Source organism: Mesorhizobium sp. AR02 (genome assembly GCF_024746835.1).
Taxonomy (GTDB): domain Bacteria; phylum Pseudomonadota; class Alphaproteobacteria; order Rhizobiales; family Rhizobiaceae; genus Mesorhizobium.
In genome coordinates this window covers 2061132-2080987 of sequence record NZ_CP080531.1, presented here as the reverse complement: position 1 = coordinate 2080987, position 19856 = coordinate 2061132, and the positions used below count along the sequence as shown (strand labels likewise).

General features: G+C 57.0%; 10 protein-coding genes. 5 read left to right on the top strand and 5 right to left on the bottom strand.

Annotation, left to right across the window (positions count from 1 at the left end; genetic code table 11):
- Positions 1-1176 precede the first annotated feature (1176 nt).
- Positions 1177-6468 (bottom strand): TIR domain-containing protein, encoded by a 5292-nt coding sequence (locus DBIPINDM_RS14110; protein ID WP_258587832.1) that lies wholly within the window; start codon positions 6466-6468, stop codon positions 1177-1179.
- 189 nt (positions 6469-6657) lie between these two features.
- On the opposite strand from DBIPINDM_RS14110, the gene DBIPINDM_RS14105 reads away from it, so the two are divergent.
- From DBIPINDM_RS14105 to DBIPINDM_RS14095, 3 genes are all read left to right on the top strand, one after another.
- A complete protein-coding gene (locus DBIPINDM_RS14105; protein WP_258587831.1) occupies positions 6658-7689 on the top strand; it encodes an IS110 family transposase in 1032 nt (343 codons plus the stop codon).
- Positions 7690-8945: 1256 nt separating this feature from the next.
- Positions 8946-9446 (top strand): hypothetical protein, encoded by a 501-nt coding sequence (locus DBIPINDM_RS14100; protein WP_258587830.1) that lies wholly within the window; start codon positions 8946-8948, stop codon positions 9444-9446.
- A 38-nt stretch (positions 9447-9484) separates the two neighbouring features.
- A complete protein-coding gene (locus DBIPINDM_RS14095; protein ID WP_258587829.1) occupies positions 9485-10048 on the top strand; it encodes a hypothetical protein in 564 nt (187 codons plus the stop codon).
- A 71-nt stretch (positions 10049-10119) separates the two neighbouring features.
- On the opposite strand, the gene DBIPINDM_RS14090 is transcribed toward DBIPINDM_RS14095, so the two are convergent.
- Together DBIPINDM_RS14090 and DBIPINDM_RS14085 are read right to left on the bottom strand one after the other, a co-directional pair.
- The gene (locus DBIPINDM_RS14090; RefSeq protein ID WP_258587828.1) at positions 10120-10839 is read right to left on the bottom strand and encodes a hypothetical protein; all 720 of its coding nucleotides are present in this window, start codon (positions 10837-10839) and stop codon (positions 10120-10122) included.
- Between the two features lie 52 nt (positions 10840-10891).
- On the bottom strand, positions 10892-11281 hold the full coding sequence (locus DBIPINDM_RS14085) for a hypothetical protein (protein ID WP_258587827.1): 390 nt from the start codon (positions 11279-11281) through the stop codon (positions 10892-10894).
- Positions 11282-12592: 1311 nt separating this feature from the next.
- On the opposite strand from DBIPINDM_RS14085, the gene DBIPINDM_RS14080 reads away from it, so the two are divergent.
- Positions 12593-13147, top strand: a complete 555-nt coding sequence (locus DBIPINDM_RS14080) for a hypothetical protein (protein ID WP_258587826.1) — start codon at positions 12593-12595, stop codon at positions 13145-13147.
- A gap of 36 nt (positions 13148-13183) precedes the next feature.
- Positions 13184-14539, top strand: a complete 1356-nt coding sequence (locus DBIPINDM_RS14075; RefSeq protein ID WP_258587825.1) for a tetratricopeptide repeat-containing protein — start codon at positions 13184-13186, stop codon at positions 14537-14539.
- Between the two features lie 558 nt (positions 14540-15097).
- On the opposite strand, the gene DBIPINDM_RS14070 is transcribed toward DBIPINDM_RS14075, so the two are convergent.
- Both DBIPINDM_RS14070 and DBIPINDM_RS14065 read right to left on the bottom strand, forming a co-directional pair.
- Positions 15098-18025: a toll/interleukin-1 receptor domain-containing protein gene (locus DBIPINDM_RS14070; RefSeq protein WP_258587824.1), complete on the bottom strand. Its 2928-nt coding sequence runs from the start codon at positions 18023-18025 to the stop codon at positions 15098-15100.
- Between the two features lie 83 nt (positions 18026-18108).
- Complete coding sequence (locus tag DBIPINDM_RS14065) at positions 18109-19845, bottom strand: hypothetical protein (RefSeq protein WP_258587823.1); 1737 nt, start codon at positions 19843-19845, stop codon at positions 18109-18111.
- Positions 19846-19856: the final 11 nt, after the last annotated feature.

Here is a 19856-nt window from a genome sequence, read left to right as displayed (position 1 = left end):
GCCCCCATATCGACTTACCAAAATCTCCATAACATATCCATCGCCTTAGCCAGTCTGGGATATTTCGGTTCAGATAGATTTCGAAGCGTTGTTCAATTTTTGCACCCTCAGAAATCACTAAGACCTTGTCTACGTAACTAAAATTCACAACAGTTTTCAGATGCCACAGTAAGTTGTCAGATAATTCTGACGCGTAGACAATTATTGCTGGAAACAATCTTTACGCATCTCTCCACGGCTTCCTGCCAATAGGCGTCGCCTATTCGCAATACAGCTTTCCTGAAAAGGAATTTGCACCACTGCCAGATCGTGATCTGAGATTTTCTTTGTTCACGAAGGACTCCGCGGCCTTCGCGTTTATTTATAGTGCACGGGCCCTCATAAACCAAATGCGAAATATATTGTAAATCAACATAAATATACCTCTCAGCAGAATAATACCGCAGACAGACGCGAGACACGCGGGGAATTTATTTCTACCTATCGAGTAAAAATGATTCTTCAGGGAACGCTTAGATATTTATCATTAGCCAGAAAGTGTGATAGATACGAAAATTGAGATTTGTACGATGACAACTAAAAAATATCAACAATTATATTATAAGTAGCACCCAGACGTAAACTATGGGCGGTTGTTACGGGCATAGTAATTACAAAATACGATTTAGGTACAATCGTAGAGCGAAACAAAAATACTAATGCTACCGAAGTATACTCAAGAGTGTATGGATATTGTTCCGATACATCATTATCTAAAAGCACTAATCCTAGGGCAAGAGGTACAAACAGCTGCCAGATAATCAGGACATTTTTGCCACTGCCGAATAGGCAAGGGCTGCTAACATTTTCTTTCGGCGGCTCAACGGGGATGGTGCGCCTGCGGAGAGCAGCCGCTTGGGGCCGAATGGGGCTCACAGGAGTGCCTTCGGCATCTAACGGGAAAGGATCAGAACCATGACGATCAATGAAACGAGTGGAATTGAAGTCGAAATTGCTGGGCGTCTCAGCGCACTGCTGGGCGAGAATGCCTTCCCCAACGTCGTCAAAGGAGTGTGGGGAAAGGTGGTAGAGGGTAGGGAACTGGAATCCAACATTCTCCAGCTAAGATATTGGGTTGTTGCCAACGTAATGCGTCGAGGCTTCTTGCATCGGCAGGGGTGTCCTCGCAATGCTAAATCATTGTTTCATGAGATTGGCGAGATCGAATCTCACGACGAAGTTCTGCGCCTTCAGCCATTCGTCGGCAACCAATTTCGGATCCATGTTGCGCGCGAGCGTGGCGCGCCGGTACCGTGCGTTGATTGCTGAATTGGGAATGCCGGACTCCTCGCAGAGATGCACAGATACTGCGTAGTGGTAGAGCGCGGCGGCGAGATCTGAGGGCATGCCATTACGGCCAAGTTCGGCTACCCAAGCGAGCCACTCATGGGAGGTCGGATCGCCCTGTTCGGCGGCCTGCTCCCAGATAATCATGGCCTTTTTCGTGTCGGCTGCGGTGCCTTTGCCGTTCCAATACATCTGGCCCAGAAACGAGCCTGCGGCTGGCTCGCCTAAAGCAAACGCCTTGTTATAGAACGCGAAAGCTTGGGCGTCGTCCTCAGCCACTCCCCTCCCGACCTGGTACGCCATACCAAGACCGTAGAACGCCATAGGGTAGCCAGCATCGGCCGCTGAATGATAAGCTGCGACCGCTTCTTCTAAGCGCCCGTCCTTCTCCAGCGCCCGTCCAAGCTCATATTTGGATCGTGGCTCGCTTGTCCCAATTGCAATCTCGCAAGCGGCAAGCGCTTCCTTGACATTGATGTCCTCAAATGGTGTGCCGCCATAACCTAAATGGCGGTCTAGAGGATGCCCGGCCAAGCGATCGCAAGGAGCGAGCGAGTCGCGCCTGTGCTTAAGGTCGCTCTGCCACTTAGGAGTCTCAATGCCGTACGTTTCTCGTTCGCTATCGGAAAGAACACGCATTTGGGAGGCTCTCGCTGCCAAAAGCTCAATATTGAAATCAGGACTTTCGCTCTCGGTCCAAGTTAGCGCAGCATTGGCAGACACGGTCACGAGTTTGGTTTCGTCAGCTGAAAAGGACGCACTTACAACTGGAGCTTCATGAGGGAGAAGGTTGATCTGCGCTCCCGTCTTGACGTCCCAGACACGTGCGGCATTGTCTCCGGACGCCGTCGCTACTCGCTTTCCGTCAGGTGAAAAGACGGCTCTGTTGACTGGGCCTTCGTGCCGAAATACTGCCAGCTGCTTTCCCGTCGCTGCATCCCAGACGCGGGCTGTACCGTCATAGGACGCAGTCACCACTTTGGTTCCGTCGTGAGAGAAGAAGGCGCTTTTCACTGTGGCTTCGTGCTGCATAAGCACTATGGGTGCGCCAGAGTGAGCATCCCATACGCGTGCCGTTCCGTCATCCGATGCTGTCAGTACCCAAGCCCCATCCGGCGAGAAGGAGGCGCTGTTCACAGGGGTAGTGTGGGGCATCAGCGCGAGTTGCTGGCCAGTCTCAGCGTCCCACACACGGGCGGTCTTATCAAGAGACGCAGTTAGCACACGCCTGCCGTCAGGAGAAAACACGACGCTAACAACTGCGTCTCCATGCTGGAGGATTGCGATCTGTGCATGAGTGTTCACGTTCCACACACGAGCGTATGATGGCCCTGCGTCCCACCCGGCGAACGTGCCTGAGGCCAACTTGTCGCCCGCGGGCGAGAAGGCGATACTCAAAACCTCTCCTTCGTGCGATAGCGAACCAATCTCTGCTCCAGTCGCTGCATTCCAAAGACCGACTGTCTTATCAGCAGAGGCTGTTATGACCATCGAGTCGTCGGGCGAGAAGGCAGCGGCGTTGACTTGACCTTGATGGCGCATTAATGCGATCTGCGTGCCAGTGTTTGCATCCCACACACGCGCTGTACCATCGGCAGACGCTGTGACAACGCGAGAACCGTCGCGAGACAAGGCGGCACTCTGAACCGGGCCTTCGTGCTGAAGGACGGAGATTGGCGTCACGGCCTTTTGATCCCAGAGTCGAACAGTTCCGTCATTCGAAACCGTAGCGACTAACGTGCCGTCGGGCGAGAAGGCTGATTTGCCGACTATGCCATCGTGGCGGAGGAGTTCCATCTGTGATCCGGTTCGGACATCCCAGACGCGCGCAGTGTAGTCATAGGATTGTGTGAGTATTTCTTTGCCATTGGGCGAAAATATTGCCCCAGAGACCCAGCCATCGTGCCGTAAAAGCCCAATTTGCTTTCCAGTGGTAGAGTTCCATACCCGAGCGGTGTTGTCGCCCGAAGCCGTCACCACATTTCTGCCATCGGGGGAGAAGGTGGCACTATAGACTGGGCCCTCATGCGACAATCGCCTAATCTCAGTTCCGGTCTCGGCATCCCATATGCGTGCGGTACGGTCCCCCGAGGCCGTAACGATTCTTGTACCGTCAGGCGAAAACTCAGCACTGCTTAGAGCCTCGTCGTGATGCATGATCGCGATCTGCGCACCGCTCCTGGCATCCCACACTCGAGCGGTATGATCTGCTGAGGCAGTAACAATTCGTGAGCCCTCAGGTGAGAACGACGCGCTGATGACCCAGCCCTCGTGCTGTAATGCCGCGATCTGAGTTCCCGTCTCGGCGTTCCATACCCGCGCGGTAGCGTCTTCGGATGCGCTTACCACCTGCGTCCCATCGGGCGAAAACGCCGCGCTTCTAACCCGCCCATTGTGTTTCATCGACGCGATTTGAGCACCAGTTTTGGCATTCCAGACGCTTGCTAGTCCATCGGCAGATGCCGTGACCACGCGACTTCCGTCTGGAGAGAAGAGAGCGAGTATGACCACATCATGGTGCGGTAGAAGTGTAAGTTGAGTTCCTGTCTTCACATCCCATACCCTGGCGGTATGATCGTCGGATGCGGTTACAAGCTTCTTTCCGTCAGCTGAGAAAGATGCGCTCCAGGCCCCACCGTCGTGGTGCATTAGCGCCTTCAAATGGTCTGCCGTGCGCAAGCGGAAGAATTCCCCTTGAGCCTCCGGAACAAGCGGCCGGTCCTCGCTTATCGCCGAGCCCGATGGCAGTGCTTCCAATACTAGTGCCAAGCCTAGGCCAATGGCGCCATTTTTTACTTCCGCCTCTTCAGCTGCGGATGCTAAGAACCTAGAAGAATTCATTTGAGCTTGCGTAAGTCTTGTTATTGCTAAGTCGGTTTGACGTTTGGCTGCGTCGGTCTGTTCTCGCGCGACCTCAGCTTGCCGTCTTGCCTCGCCAGTCTGGCTAAAGGCGAATATTCCCGCGCCTATTGCAAAGAACGACAACAATGTTGTTGCGATGGCACCGATGCGCGTACGCTGTGCCACTTTGCGCTGCTCGTCAGCGATCGTTGCATTCTGCGCAGCGATAGCGGCGTTGGCGTCCGCATTTCTCCGTTCCTGTTCTGCTATGCGCTTCTGTTGACCCGCAAGCTCAATTGCCGCCTCGGCATTTTTGCGCTGCTCCTCGGCGAGCTTGCGCGCTTCGTCCAACTCGCGATCGCGACGTCCGCTCTCGGCGGCACGGGCGGCCTCGAGATAGTCAAGGTCTGTGGCGTCGAGGCGGCGGGCCAGGTCGACGCGCGACTTGATGGCTTCCGCATCCTCGAGCCGGCCACCGGCATGCGCCAGCCAGTTGGCGTCGCGATTGTTGGCGTCCCAGTCGCGCGCCGCGCGGCGCACGCCTTCGAGTGTCGCCAGAACAGCGATATCTTCCTTCAGCCAACCGTCGAGCAGGGTCCATTGCCGAAGCAGGGCTTCGTGCGCCGGCTCGATAGTGCGCTCTCCGGTGGTGGGCGAGACGTCGGTCGCCAGCAGCCGTTGCTTCACGAAGTACTCTATCAGCGGTCTTGCCTCGTTGGGAATGTCAGTGAAGCGCGCGACCTTACGCCGTGCTGTCCTAGTGTCCGGATCGATGCCGGCGAGCCACGGTATCATCGCGCGGCGCAGCAATACGAATCGGGAAGTACGACCTTTCGGTACGCCCGGATCGCCGTCAGCATCGGCGAGTGCTCGCTCCACCGCAGCCTCGATGGCGCCGGCGATCCGTCTGCTCGTTTCGTACTCTTTAAGCGTCAGGTCACCGTCGCCACCATGGTCCGCGAACAGCCGCTCTAGAGTGAAGGCAAGCAAGGGCAAGGCGTCCTTGGCGCCGCCTTCCTCGATATCGGCCAGAAGAGCAGCCGTGAGCGCAGGCTCAATCTTCAGCGCCCGATTGGTTCCGACGAGCCTCTCTGCTGGCCCCTCGATTACCCGCTGATAGGTGCCCCGAGCCAGAGCCGGTAGGCTGAACGGAAGGTCGCGAATCTCGGCCTGGGCCAATGCCTGCTGCAGCTTCTCGTAGGATTCGGTGCGGATCGTGGCAAGCACGATGAGCTTTGGCTGGTCCGCCTTAAGGAGCGCGGTCACGAGCGCCAGCGACTGCTGCGATTCCTCCCGGCCATCGGCGAGGAACAGCTCCTCAGCTTGATCCAGCGAGAGGATAATGGTGGGCACAGCCAAATCGTCAGCCGCGATGCGCGGATGACTCGCGGCAGCAGTGATTTCTAACAAGAGCCCGGCTATTCCTTCCAGCCCTGCGGCAATCGCCGCTTCGACTTTCGCGCGGGCCCACTTCAGGCCAAGCGCCTCTGCGGCTTCTGCGATGCTTGTCACCAATCCGGTTTTGCCAGAGATCGCCGCGCGCTCGGGCCGTAGGATTGGCAGCACCGTGAAACTATGGTCGTCACGCCGTAGCCGCGGGACCAGCCCGGCCCGCATAAATGACGACTTGCCCGCCCCCGATGCGCCGATGATGGTCATGAAACGCGGGGCAGCACCTTCCCCCAGCCCGCGCAATTGATCGAGCGCGGCAATCGTTGCTGCCTCGCGACCATAGAAGATGCCGGCGTCCTCGGCTTCCATGGGCGCCAGCCCGCGATATGGAGCGCGGGCTGGGTCGTTTGCCGGCGGCCAGGCAAAAAAACGCGGATCAAGCCCGGCCTTGACCAGCCCAACCCGCAGACGGCCTAAGCCGGAGGCCGAGAATGTGACAAATCCCTGCTGGCCGTTTGGCAGTTCCACGTCGAAACGTTCGCCGTCGCGGCCGCTCTCCAGATCAATCAGTTGCCATTCGTCGCGCAACCGCGCTGGAACGTCACCCAGCTCAACCGCATCGATCAGAATGCCGAAGAGACGCTTATTCAGCTTGTGGGCGAGCGCCAACTCTTCATGGCACCAGCGCGAGGCCAGCCACTCGCGGCTGATCAGGAAGATCACTGCCTCGCAGCGGCCCGCTGCATCGTTGAGTGCCTTTTGCCAGCGCTCGCCTGGCGGGATCCCGCTGGTCGCGTCGATGTCGAGGAAGATGTCGTCGCGAGCCCAGCCATTTGCGGTCAACCAATCGGAGAGCGCGATCGCCTGAGCGTTGTTCCTACTGGAATGACTGAGAAAGATACGCGCCATGAACAATTGTTCCGACCCCACCGTGAAGATTGCACGGTCGTCCCGACTTGTCAGCACCTAGTTCAACACCTAGATGCCGTAATGGGCCGGCCTTCGCGAGCATAGCCAGGTTGGGTGGCTGTCCCTCAGAATGATGGTGTTGAAACGGAGTCCGAGCGATCGGCTCCAAGCATCATGAGAGGAACAGCCATGGAACACTATGTGGGAATCGATGTCTCTCTGGAAGAGAGCAGCGTGTGCATTGTGGACGCGACCGGAAGGATCATCCGCGAGGTCAAGATCGCCAGCGCGCCGGAGGCACTGGTGCGCTATTTCGACGAACTGGAATTGTCTGTCATCCGCATTGGGCTCGAGGCTGGGCCATTATCGCAGTGGCTGCATGCCGGGCTTGTGGCCGCCGGACGCGATGCGATTTTGCTCGAGACACGGCACGTGAAGGCGGCGCTCTCGGCTATGACGGTGAAGACCGACCGGAAAGATGCACGCGGGATCGCCCAACTGCTGCGGATGGGATGGTACCGCCCGGTTCATGCCAAATCGGTGACTTGCAAGGATAGCCGAGCCCTTCTTGTTGGACGCAAGCTTCTGCAAGGCAAGCTTCTCGACGTCGAACTGAGCATCCGCGGGATCCTGCGCGGTTACGGGCTGAAGGTCGGAGACGTCAGTCGTGGAAGGTTTGAGGCGCGTATCCGGGAACTGACAGCAGGGCACATCGCTCTGGAGACAGTGATTGGTGCGATGCTGGCGGCGCGGACGGCGTTGTGGAGCGAGTTCACCAAGCTCCATCGCGAGATGCTGAAGATCGCGCGCGCTGACAAGGTCTGCCGCAGATTGATGAGCACACCCGGCGTCGGCGCCTTGGTTGCGCTCACCTATCGCTCGGCGGTGGATGACCCGACACGGTTTGGAAAATCCAGTACGGTCGGAGCCTACTTCGGGCTTACGCCCAAAAAATATCAATCCGGTGAGACCGATCGGGACGGTGGTGTCAGCAAGGTCGGCGACGCCATGGTGCGAACCGCGCTCTTTGAAGCGGCGCACATCATGCTGACGCGGGCAACCCGCTTCTCGGGCCTGAAGCACTGGGCGCTCGACGTGGCGAAACGCCGGGGCATGAAGCGCGCCAAGGTGGCCCTTGCCCGCAAGTTGGGCGTCGTGCTCCATCGCATGTGGGTGGATGCGACCGATTTCCGCTGGAGTAAGGCCGCAGCGATGGCATAGGAGATAGAGCGTTCGGAGCGAGCCGAAACGGCAGCGCTCTCCTGAGGTCCCGTCGCCGGGACGAGGGCTTGGCAAGGTCGTGTGTAGTGCTGTGTGAGTGCTTCGGCAAATCACGCTTCCTAGATTGACCTGTCAGCTCTGGATCTGATGGCATAGTGTGGCGGCCTTCGCGCTGACCACGGACAGAAGCATGATCCTGGCGATGAGATATCATTCAGAGGGGACTTGACGAACGAGGGCCCATTACAGAAGTCATTACTGCACGCTGGTGTCGGGACAGATGACGAAAGTTCGCCAATCCGCGAGTCTCAAAATGTCGCTTTAACCGGCAAGCCCTCGTTTGCGCAGGTAAGAGCCTTAGCCTTAGGATTGTACAAGAAATTCTGGATGCGGAAACGATGGATATTGGTTGCTGGCATAGGGTGGCGGGCAGGGCTTGCTCCCGAGACGGTTTGGCTGGCTGGGCGGTAGACGCCTCTCTTGCTAGAGATGGATTTGGTTTGGTGGTTGGAGGTTGGCATGGTGTGGACTACCTCGCCGCTTAGCCTTTCGAGAGAACGCTAGCTGTCGAGCAACCTCGGACACCACTGTCAGACTTGCTTCTACAGGTTGTTCGGCGTGGCACACAGCCTGTATCTCGGGGAGGACATGTAGTGTCGGTCGATCCCGGACCTGCAGAATGGGTGCAGGCTCTTCGTTTCGCCGATGCGGTGGTTCTGATCGGTAGGGTCGGTGGCACAGATCGTACTTATGCTCACGCTATGCAGGAACGGCGCGCAGTGTTTCCAATCGCCGCCTCAGGAGGAAATGCACATGTTTGATCCCATGCTTTGATGGTTCACCATTGTCGTCCGAATCAAAGGATGGGATCAAACATTTAGTATCGCAACGCGGGAGGTCGCGTCCTGAGACCGCATTCGATATCACCGCGGTGCCGTGGCGGCGCTGGCCTTCAGTGACGATAGTACGGTGCTTCTATCGGGCGGAGATGATGAGACACTGCGCCAGTTTCCTGCCGCGGAGGCTAGGGCAATAACTACTCTCCCAATTTCCGAGCTTCGTCATCGGTAGACAGATAATCGTCCTCCTCGACCTGGGCTGATCGGGTCTGTGGAAAATCGGTGGGAAAACACCGTCGCTGCCGCAGCCAGTCTCTAGGGCCGTGTCGCTAGCAAGCTTGGCACTGACGAGTATAATTTGCCCGCGGGTACTTTCGGTAGAAATTCACCAGCAAGCACCTCCGGCAGGAATCTAACATGGCACAAACCGCGATACGAATATTCCTGTCGACACCGTCAGATGTCGATGAGGAAAGGCGCTCACTGGCAGCTCTCATTTCTGAGATCAATGACGTCGTGACGTTCCTGGCGCCAGAAAGAAATGTTCGCCTTGAGTTGATTCACTACGAAACCCATGCGTATCCAGATATGGGCGGGCGCCCGCAGCAAATAATCGATCGCCTCATACCGATCGACTACGATATTCATCTTGGCGTTATGTGGAAACGCTGCGGGACGCCGACACAAACAGCCGATAGCGGGACTATTCACGAATTCGATCGGGCGTTGGAGCACCGCGAAAAGACTGGCAGGCCTACCATCATGTTCTACTTCGGGATGGATGAAATCACAATGCCAACCACAGCTGACGAAATCGAACAGCTTTCCAAAGTCGTAAAATTCAGGGAGCGGCTTCAAAACATCGGCTTAACTGCGATTACCCTAAGCGGGCCGACTTTCGCGAGCGTGCCCGTATAGGGTTGCTTAGGGCAGTCGCCGACATACTACGTGAAGAAGTGCCACATCGCACGGTGCAGCATGACGAGGTTGAAACGGTCAAAGTACCCGATCGCCTTCGCGACCTGTGTGAAGCCTATGACCAGACTAGAGAGGATATGGTGCCTGGGACGGCGCGCACTCGGAAGATGACTGCCATTTTCGAAGAAATGAAGACGCAAGCCCCGCTTGCGCAGGCGTCCTTGCGAGAGTTCAAGGTGCATGAGTCTGCAGGATTTCGATTGGCCGCCATCGCTATTTTGCAAGTGTTCCCGTCTAAGGATGATCTTAAATGGCTCGCCAAGTGCCTCGATCCCAATGTGGAAAAGCCATTTGTCGGCTACCATGCCGCCGTCGCGCTGGCCCAGGCGGTCCGCAGCTTATCGATGTCAGATTGTAGCCTGCTGCATTCGGAGGTCGCGAGAGCGCTGGCCTTGGCAAAGCTCAATCCGGATGACCCGCCAAGAATTCAGACTCTAGAATATGCGTTGAAGGAGTTGGCGGTAAAATGCAGTACAAAAAAAGGACAGCGAGACGGAGATCCCGACCATTTGTCCAACCGCCGGCGGATCGCTGAGCGTTAGTCCGCCAACTAGACGAGCAATAGTCGAGGCTGCGCCAGAGTAACCTCGCTCCAGAAAGTGTCCACGACCCACTATGTCGATCTGGCAATCGCCATCGCCTGGCTTCCCACTACTCTACTGATTTTTGCTCGCGCCCAAATCGACTGGCCAAAACCTCCATAACATATCCATCGCCCAAGCCAGTCGGGGATATTTTGGTTCAGATAGATTTCGAAGTGTTCGTCAACTTTGGCACCCTCAGAAATGACTAAGACCTTGTCTCCGCAGCTAAGCTTCACAACCGTTTGCAACTCCCACAGTAAGTTTTCGGAGAATTCCGACGCGTCAACGATTATCACCGGAACAGCCTTTATGCATCTCTCCACGGCTTCTTGCCAGTAGGCGTCGCCTATTCGCAATACGGCCTTCCCTGAAAAGAAATTGGCTCCGCTGCCAGATCGTGATCTGAGAGTTTCTTTGTTCACAAAGGACTCAGCAGCCTTCGCGTCTAACTCTAGTACCCCAGATCCCATAAACCAAACACGAAATATATTAGAGACGAACATAAAGATACCTTGCAAAAGAATAATACCGCCGACGAAGGCGAGCGCCGCAGGAATGTATTCCGATATGTGGAGTAAAAATACTGCTTCAGGGAATGCCTCGATATTTATCATCATATTTAACGTAGCAAGTGCGATTAACGCGACAACAGAAATTGGTATAATGACGAACGAAAATAAATCAACAATCAATTTAAAGTAGCACTGAGTAGTCACTAGTTGAGATGACGTTACCTTGTTGTCTGCCAAAGTTATAACTCGGGCAGTGGTTATAGAAAGTAACTCGAATGTCTTAGATAGATTAACGCCAGAATTTTGCACGTGAAATCGCCGTAACCAGAGAGCGGTTGTCACGGGGGTGGTAATTTGCAAAATACGACTTAAAGGCGATCGCAGAAGGAATCAAAAACACCAATGCCACCACCACATACTCAAGAATGTATGAATATTGGTCCGAGATAACATGAGTTAAAAGTACTAATCCCAGAACAAGAGGCCCAAAAAGCTGCCAGATAATTAGGACATTTTTTGCCACTGCCGAATAGGCAAGGGCCGCTAACATTTTCTTTCGGCGGCTCAAAGGGATGGCGAGCCTGCGGAGAAGCAGCCGCTTGAGGTAAAACCATAACATCTCTGTGAGGTAGAAGGCGATAAGCACGCCCAGCCAGAGAACCGGGTCCGCAATGTTCATTTTGGCCTCCGACGAGTGATCAATAAGCCAAGATACGAAGGTAGTTTAACAGGCCTGAAAGAACCCGTCCCGCGCCATGATGGTGGGGGCTGTATGGGGCTCATAGGTTCTGACCCATTGAAGGCGCCCGTTTGGTCGCCGACAGAGTGCGAGAGCCAGTCAGGGCTCTCCTGGTTCATTTGCGAATGCCACCTACGTTAACGCCGCCCGCGATGATGTCGCCTTGCTTATGACGGCGAACCATGACCCACACGCTAACACCAGCCATCATGGGGATTGACCGATTTGTTGCCGAATCCGCTGGATCCAGACCAGGCACAGGGATCGAGTGCTCGCGGGCACGCTCAGCGCGCGTCGAAATACTTGCGTAGCTTTTTGATTGAAACAAAGTGGATCGGCTTAAACTGACTTTCGGAAGCATGGCTCGCGCAGTGTTTGTAATAGCGCAAATACCTCTGTATGCTCGTCCGGATAAGCCGCTCTGCGGAAGCGCGTGAACAGGTGAGCCCAAGATCAACTCCTCGAGTCCAATCGGGATTTCGGCCAACCACCTGTTTGGCACTCCCCTTTCCTGCTCCCCAGTTGCTAGGCCTTGCGCCCCCTCGCGCTCTGGGGCTTTGGTCAGTTTCTGCTTCCATAGCGAGTGCGCCTCGCGAGGCTTAACCTCGGTCGTGGCAAGCACCCGACTAAAAATCGCGCTCCCGCCAGGCAAAATTTTGCGCGACTAATTGCTTGTCCGGCACCGGGAATGCCCAACCGTGCTTCCTTTTCCGGACAACTGCTGTCGATGACGATGGTGGCTTAGCTGGCGTTGTTTCTGGCCGTCGAGCCAGGCGAATTATTCAAGGATTGAGCGGCCGCATCTGGCTGACCGATGCCGATTTCGGTTGGCACCGTAGTATCCCCTCAGGCGTGGCCCCCTGGGGTATTCGCCAAACCGCGGTCGGGATCGATGGTGTGTTCCACTACGTCGACAATGGCCCATTGATCAGGAATACCGGCCAACTATCTCGATAGTTGAGATCTATCAGAAGGTCAGTGTGAGTCTGGGAGCCTTGCAGCCGCCACATCCTAAGGGTGTATGTGGTTAACACGCGGCGCTAGTGACGGCTTGTGGAATCGCATGAGAATCTGTTCCCGTGTGCCGGTACTTTCCTCTCAAAACCATTTACTGTGGCAGGATTAGCTTTTTTCGGACGAGTCGTTACAAGACTGTAAGGGTAGTCTACGGAGTATGAACGCGTCTGATGTTCGTCTTACCCTGCAGGGTTTTGCATAGCTCTCAGAAAGATTTCTCCAAGGGTCAGCAAAATGGAACCCCCAGTCGCGTTGCTCTTTACCGGGCACATGATCGATCTGCCAGGTCGAAGCCAGGCGCGGTTTCCGCCCGATCGCGAAACGGCTGCGGCGATTTGGATTGGAAAGAAAGTTGAAGCGGCCAGCCAGGGAAAGGCTCCCATGGGGTTTTGCAGCGGTGCGCGTGGTGGCGACATTCTGTTTCTTGAGGCCTGCCTTCGCCAACATATCGAGACTTATATCGTGCTGCCCTTTGAACCGGAGGTGTTCGTGGGGACGTCCGTAACCGGCGCCGCGACCGGCGATTGGGAAAAACGATTTTGGCATATCTGGTCAGCGACGCCGGAACACCGCCGCGAGATCCTCCGGTTGGAGATTTCCGGGGCAGCGTACGAGGCGTGCAACGCTAGACTTCTGGAACTGGCGCGCCACTACGGCACTGTTCACCTGATCGCCTTGTGGGACGGCAAGTACGGCGGCGGCCCGGGGGGCGCCGCTCATTTGGTGAAAGAAACTAGAGGACTCGGGGGTATCGTCGAAACCGTCGCGCCGTTGAGTCTAGGGTGTTAGCCAGAGGACAGGTGAAGCGCAACAACGGGGGCGGCAATGCCGAAATGTTTTGTGATCATGGGGTACGGCGAAAAAACCGATCTAGCGACCGGGCGGTTGCTCAACCTGGACGCGACCTACCAACACATTATCAAGCCAGCGGCGGAGGCGGCTGGTTATGAATGCGTTCGTGCCGACGAGGTGCTGCACTCCGGCATGATCGACATCCCGATGTACGAGATGTTGCTCGATGCTGACCTAGTAGTCGCGGACATCTCGACGTCAAATCTCAACGCCACGTTTGAGCTTGGCGTGCGGTACGGGCTGCGGCCGCGTTCGACTATCGTTATGGCAGAGAGCCAATTCAAGAGTCCATTCGACGTCAACCACATCGATATCAGCAAGTACGTCCATCTCGGGGCAGACATCGGCTACAGCGAGGTTGGCCGAATGGTCGCTCAACTCAAGAAGTTGATGGCCACAATAAAGGCGTCTTCCAGCCCGGACAGCCCGGTCTATTCGCTGCTGGGGCTGGACCCGCCGGCCCGCATAGTGCGGACGGGCGGCAAGGACCTCGCCTCCCCAGCCGGCGGCGGTGAGGCAACCTCCGATATTGGCGTCCGTGCAGCAGTTCCCGCGGAGGAAACCCACGCCGCGCTATGGGATGAAGTCGCCACGGCAAGGGCTGCCGGCGACTTCGTGAAAGAAAAGGCCATACTAAGCACGATCTACTACAAGCAAACCGCGCGGTCTGGGCAGGAAGAGCGTGCCTCGCGGCCCCGGGTCGTACGCGAACTGGCCTTCGTGACCTACAAGCTCGGCGACAGGGACCTGCCGGATGATGCTGCTGCCGCCGCGGCAGCGTATGAAGAGGCCATCTCACTCCTCCGCACGCTCGATCCCGAGCAGACGACCGATCCCGAGACGTTAGGCCTTTGGAGCGCTGTGCATAAGAGGCGTTCCGATCTGCTGGGACGCACGGAAAGCGAGCGTCTGGAGGATCTCGAATCCGCCATCTACACGGCGGAGCGCGGTTTCCTCATCCGGCAGGACTATTACACTGGTATCAATCTCGCCTATTTGTTCGATATCCGCGCGAGCACTAGTTCCGGCAATGAGAAGATTGCCGACCGCATCTTCGCTGACCGCGTGCGCAAGCGGGTGATCAAGGCCGCCGAAAAGGCCATTGATCTTATCCGCAAGCGGCTGGTCGGTGTGGATGGCAAGACCAGTGCCAGCGCCAACGATGAGCTCTACTGGGCCCACGCTACCCTCGCCGAAGCCTTAATCGGACTCGGCGATCCGAGGGGCGACGCAGTGCTGAAGGCCGCGGCGGCCCTCGGAGTTGCGGCTTGGATGAACGAAACCACCCTGGAGCAGATCAAAAAACTGAGGGCACTGCGTGCCACGTAAAGGAGTCCGACCATGCCACAGCGGGTGATCAGCATCTTTCTCTCGACTGCATCCGACGTTGCCCAAGAGCGCTACGCCCTCGCCAGCCCATTGGCGGCGATCAATGACGTCGTTTCTCGCTCCCGAACGCAACACCGGTGTTGAGCTTTGACACCGGCGCTTACCGAACATGGGTGCGCCGCACGACCGCGCCCTGGCGCAACGCGAAAGGACTGGAAACCCAACCATCATTTTCTACTTCAGCAGCGAAGATATCGGCTTCCAACGACTGAAGATGAGATTGAGCAGCTCCGGAAGGTGATGAAGTTTTGGGGTCGGGTGAAGGCCATCGGACTTACTGGCGAAGGGTACTTCATCTGCGCGACTTCGAATCCGAGCATCGATGTTCAGTATCTGGAGCGACAGGATGGGTAAAACGTAGGCGACGCTCCACATCCGGCTGGCTCCTTTGGTCACATCTAAATTAAAGGAGCCAATATCGTGCTGCCCTGCGCCACGGTACCGCCACTACACGCTGCGATTGCAATCTCAAGCGTCGCGGTCAAGGATCGCTTCTGATCAAGGTTCGTTCAGGGCGCGACGGGCAGTTTCCAGCAAGGAGTCTGGTCCGGGCGCAATCCAGCAGGCCAGATAATCATTATAGTCGGCGCCCCTGTTTACTGTATAAAGGTACTTTGGTCCCAGCGACAGATTTTGCACTCCAAGATAGGACAGGCCACTGATCCCATACGAGATTTCAGCGGTTTCCATAAAGCCGCGAAGGCCAACCTCGTCAAGGCGGGTACCAGCCCTCCACATCCGAACGACGTTTGTGGCATCGGCTGCCAGCACATAATCCGATGCGCCCCTCAACAGTCTAAGCACAGCAGCATCATGCTGACCGATCAAAGTGATGCCCTGTGGAACGTCCTGGAAGGGCCAAGCGTAAATCTTGCCATCTTCTGTTCCAACCACCAGCGTTCGCGCGTCCTGAAAATCGAGAGCCGACACTGTTGATGGAAACGAGGCTTCCACGCTCCCGCCTGCCTTGAGGTCAACACGGACCTTCTCTGCGCCATCCTTAGCTGTTGTCGATCGCGGCGCGAGGTAAGCGACATCACCTTTGGGTGAAACTGACAAGGGTGACATTGTGATATCGTCCGGCTGTACGTGACGCACCCAACTGCCCGCGCTCAGTCGGGAGCGAACGTTCCAGGTGCCCCCATGAAAATTTCCGACGGTAATCTCGGCAGTTATTTCTCCTGTGACTTCCGCTGCAGCAAAATCGTCATCTTCGCCACCACCAAATTCGCTAGATATCGCTGATCCGACGCCAGGAACCTGTATCCGGCTGGCACCCCCGTGCCGAAAGTCCGTAAGGAAAACGCCGGAGCCGTCCTGCAACGCGACGGTCTGGCCGTCCGGGGAAATCGCCATGACCTCGACATTGTTCCATCGAGTGGTGGGATAGTCAGCCTCGGCGCTTACATCCCCCGTCTCCAGATTCCGGACAGTGATCTTGTCCTCGGAGACCTCAACAACGCCGCCGCCGTCCGGTGCCAGGGCAAGCCTCCCTCGCAGGGCGCTAAGACTCCCGGGACAGCTGTTTAAGATCTTCCAGCGCGTCACTTCACCTTCAATCGGGTCTGTCGAGTAAGCCTTGCGCGATGTAGCGTATACATCCAATACCTCACCGTTGACGTCCAGCCAAACGGCGAGCGGCCGTGTGTCGGCGAGAGGAGCCATTGCCGCTCTATATCCTCCTGTCAGCCGCGCCACCACTCCTAGACCTGTGCGGCAACCAAGCGCTATCGACTGTTGGTCACCACTGATTGCTACTGCGTCGATGAATACATCGTGCTCGTGCCATGGGGGGCATTTGAATGGGACATGGCCAGCGTAGTAGTCGGTACCCTGCTTTGAAAGATCGTAGTAATCCAACTGTGTGGGACTTCTCACCAGCAGGCGATCGCCGCCAATCGGGATGACATCGCCACGTCCCAAATCGTCATGATCCCATTTGGCCGAGGCCAGGTCGAAAGAGCTTAGGCTGTCTCCGCCAACGACGAGATGACCGGCGGTTGCAGAAAGTGTATTCTTGGAATCTGTTGCGCTGGTTGGCGTCGTAGCGACTCGCGTCGTCGTCTGAGCGAGCGAATAGACGCCCCCGCCAGAGATGGCATAGACAGTCTTTCCATCTGGCGAGAACGAGAGGGCCGACGAATGGGCAATGTTCCAACGACGCTCAGGCGCGCCGAGTCCGGCAACATGCCAGAGCTCAACGTCGTTCTCGCCAGCGAGCGCGATGTTATCCCCCAGCGGACTAGTTGTGAATGCCCTGAGATCATGCACAGGAATTTCTCGTGCTACAGGAACCCCGCGTTTTACAATGGCGAGACGTTGAGGTTGGCCGACAGACCCATTTCCACTGAGCCTGATGGCTACGGCGGAGCCATCCGAAACGAATTTTATGTCGGACACGAAGCCAGTGAGTTCAACTACAGTCGGCACGCCTGCGCCTTGTGTCACGCTCGAGAGGGTAAAATTAAAATGGGGCCCGCTGGTGTCCTCCTGCCCGGTGTAACTCCAACTGGCGAGCGCTCCATCTGGGCCCGAAGCCATTTGATGAGGAAAGGCGTTTGGGATAGCGTAGTACATCGCGCCGGGCGGAGAAAATTGTCTACGGTCCAAAAGCTGCGGAGTAAAGCGTAGGGCATCGCGGATTACGAGCTCGCCCCAGCTTGTCTCCATGGTACCCATAGACTGCAGTCCCAACTTTAGCACCTGCAGAGATTGCTGAGGTGAATTTGCCAGGATATCCTGTGCTTCAATAGCCACCGAAGCCGCTTTTGCGCGCCGCGTAGCTGTCTCCTCCTGAGCCAGAGCGCGGTCAGCCGCCTGGCTCGCCTGTTCGGCACGGGCGATTTGTCGACTTGCCACCCAGCTCGCCACACCTGCAGCGCCAGCGGCAACGAGGAACACGGCGACACCCAAGGCTGATGCCATCCGTATCCGCGCATTCAGTCTCCAGTATCCGACAGCGTTCCTGATACGCCGCAGCACCCCGGCAGCGGGCTGTGCTGAATGCAGCGCTTCGGGCCCTCCAGTCTCGATCTCGGGAACTATTCCAGCGAGCCTTGGATACCAGACAGCAGCGGAAATGCTCGAACTTTCAAAGCTTACCAGGATAATCGGCCCGGGTACTTCGAGAAATGATGCGATCTCTTGATCCATTGCCCTGGATTGCATGGAACCAGGTGATGCAACGACAATGAGCGCTGCCGCGTTTCGCGCGGCCCGAAGGATTTGCGACGGCACGAGTGCTCCCGGCCGCGTCTCCCACTGGTCGAATGTGCAGCTAAGTGGGCCATCACCCGAAGCAAGGGCGTTGGCTATCGCCTGCGCATATCCGGCACCGTCAATGCGAGCGTAGGAGATGAAGACGTCAGACGACAAAAGGAAGCGGATAGGCGCAGTGATCAGCTTTCTGGCAAAAGGCGTCACCATCTTGTTCCGCCAGGCGTTAGCCGGCCCTGTGCTGGCCAGTGGGCGCGAAGCCGATTCATTTGTCGGGATTGTCATCTGCAGGACTAGTCAGAGGTTCCGCCTGTGCCGAGACTTCGGGCATCATGAGCTTTGGCAACGAGGTATGTCGCATGGCTGACGAACAAAAGTGACGTGAACGTTGCCCCCAGCTCAGGCAGGCTTGTAAAGACGGCGCCCTTGGCACCGAGCATGGTCGTTGTGGTTATACTGCTTGTCATCTCTATCAATAGCGAGAAGAAACCCAGCACGAGGGTAACAGTGATCACGACATTCTGGAGCCTTGACACGTCGACCGTGTCGACATTTGCATTTTCCTCTCCCATGAAGATGTCGGCAATGGACGCCAGAGCAGGAGAACCGCGTCTGTCGAGGCCCTGGGACTCTGCACCAAAAAATGGTGCGCCTCGTCTGCGCAGGTCGCTGTCGGCGCCTCTCACGTCAAAATCGACATTCTTTCCTGCAGAATCCTTGGTGGGAAGGATCAGCGCGGAGATCATCGGCGAGACTGCCGCAATCCCCAGCGCTGCTGCGACCGAGGCCGGTATTGCTGGAAAGGCAGCGAAACTGGCGATGTCCCCTGCGCCAACGATGCCGGCGAAGCCGATGTTGAACAACGCAAAGGCCGCGTAACCTGCAAGCGCAACCGCGGTCCATAGCGTGACCTGCGCGCGCGCCAGAGACACACGGTTGCGCGTGTCAATCCAGACGCCGGCGACCCGCTGCTTCGTCCCCAATCCAAGCGCAACGGTGAGGCCGGCAATCCCGCTGACCAGCAGCAGGAACGGGAAGACAATGGACGTCGATCCGTAGGCCGGATCAGTTCCGGTTACATAGGTCGAGAACGTGTGAGCGAACGTGAAGACGCTCGCCTTCCAGGTCTCGTCCTGGTCAAGTGCCACTGCCGCGCGCCAGATCGTGTTGCACCCATCTCTGGAGGGATCGGCGGGGCACGCTTTCGCATCGTCAAGTACGCTCCCAGCCTTTGCCTGGTCCGGCCACGCGATCCTGTTCGTCGTCTTGTCAAGTTCGGGAACCTTGTCCTTGTCGAGAACCTTGGCGCAGACCGCGGCCTGCATTCCGTTCGGAAAAGCTTTGAAATCCTCGGCGCAGAGGTTTGCAACCTTCGCAATCAGCCCATATTGAATCGCCGGATTGGTCGCCTGCAGAATGTTTCTTGCCCCGCTCATCGAGCGGCCAGACCAGACCGACACCGTCGCGCCCATGACAAAAATGATAGCCGCAGCGATGCCAACGTACCAGGCGAGCGTCCTGTAGGGATTGGGAATGATCGGCTCGGGCAGTCCGCTGCCGGTTACTCCCGAGACGAACGGCAGTTCATCTTCGGCCGGTACCTTGTCGGACTCGAACAGCCGGAAGATGCGCCCATCGGACCCATCTCCGACGACAAATTCGCCGCCGCTGGCCACGCCGCTGTCAAGAATCCAGCTCGCTGCCGTGGGCAACGCGGTCTCGAGCCGCGGCGCCCCTGTGGCAGAGACCTCGAGCAGCGCGGCGCGTGCAGGGAGCGCTGCGCCGCCGTAAATCCCGGCCCCGACCTCGTCTACCGTTGCGCTCATTGCCTGAAAGCGCGCAGCTTCGGGAGTGCCGACGCGGGGCGGTTCGATCGAACGGAGCCCCTTCTCCAGCCCCCGCTTTTTCGCGAGTGCAGCGAGCTTGGCTACGACCGCATGAAGCCGCTTCACGGTCTGCACGGCGCCGTCCCTGGGCGTGACCTCGCTCGTCTCCCCCCAAACCAATTTCAGCAGATCAATATCGGCCATCATACGCTCCC

Bases quoted from the DNA above. Each gene is read 5' to 3' on its own strand.
- DBIPINDM_RS14110 (WP_258587832.1), bottom strand. From the start codon at position 6,468: ATGGCGCGTATCTTTCTCAGTCATTCCAGTAGGAACAACGCTCAGGCG.
- DBIPINDM_RS14105 (WP_258587831.1), top strand. From the start codon at position 6,658: ATGGAACACTATGTGGGAATCGATGTCTCTCTGGAAGAGAGCAGCGTG.
- DBIPINDM_RS14100 (WP_258587830.1), top strand. From the start codon at position 8,946: ATGGCACAAACCGCGATACGAATATTCCTGTCGACACCGTCAGATGTC.
- DBIPINDM_RS14085 (WP_258587827.1), bottom strand. From the start codon at position 11,281: ATGAACATTGCGGACCCGGTTCTCTGGCTGGGCGTGCTTATCGCCTTC.
- DBIPINDM_RS14080 (WP_258587826.1), top strand. From the start codon at position 12,593: ATGGAACCCCCAGTCGCGTTGCTCTTTACCGGGCACATGATCGATCTG.
- DBIPINDM_RS14075 (WP_258587825.1), top strand. From the start codon at position 13,184: ATGCCGAAATGTTTTGTGATCATGGGGTACGGCGAAAAAACCGATCTA.
- DBIPINDM_RS14070 (WP_258587824.1), bottom strand. From the start codon at position 18,025: ATGGTGACGCCTTTTGCCAGAAAGCTGATCACTGCGCCTATCCGCTTC.
- DBIPINDM_RS14065 (WP_258587823.1), bottom strand. From the start codon at position 19,845: ATGGCCGATATTGATCTGCTGAAATTGGTTTGGGGGGAGACGAGCGAG.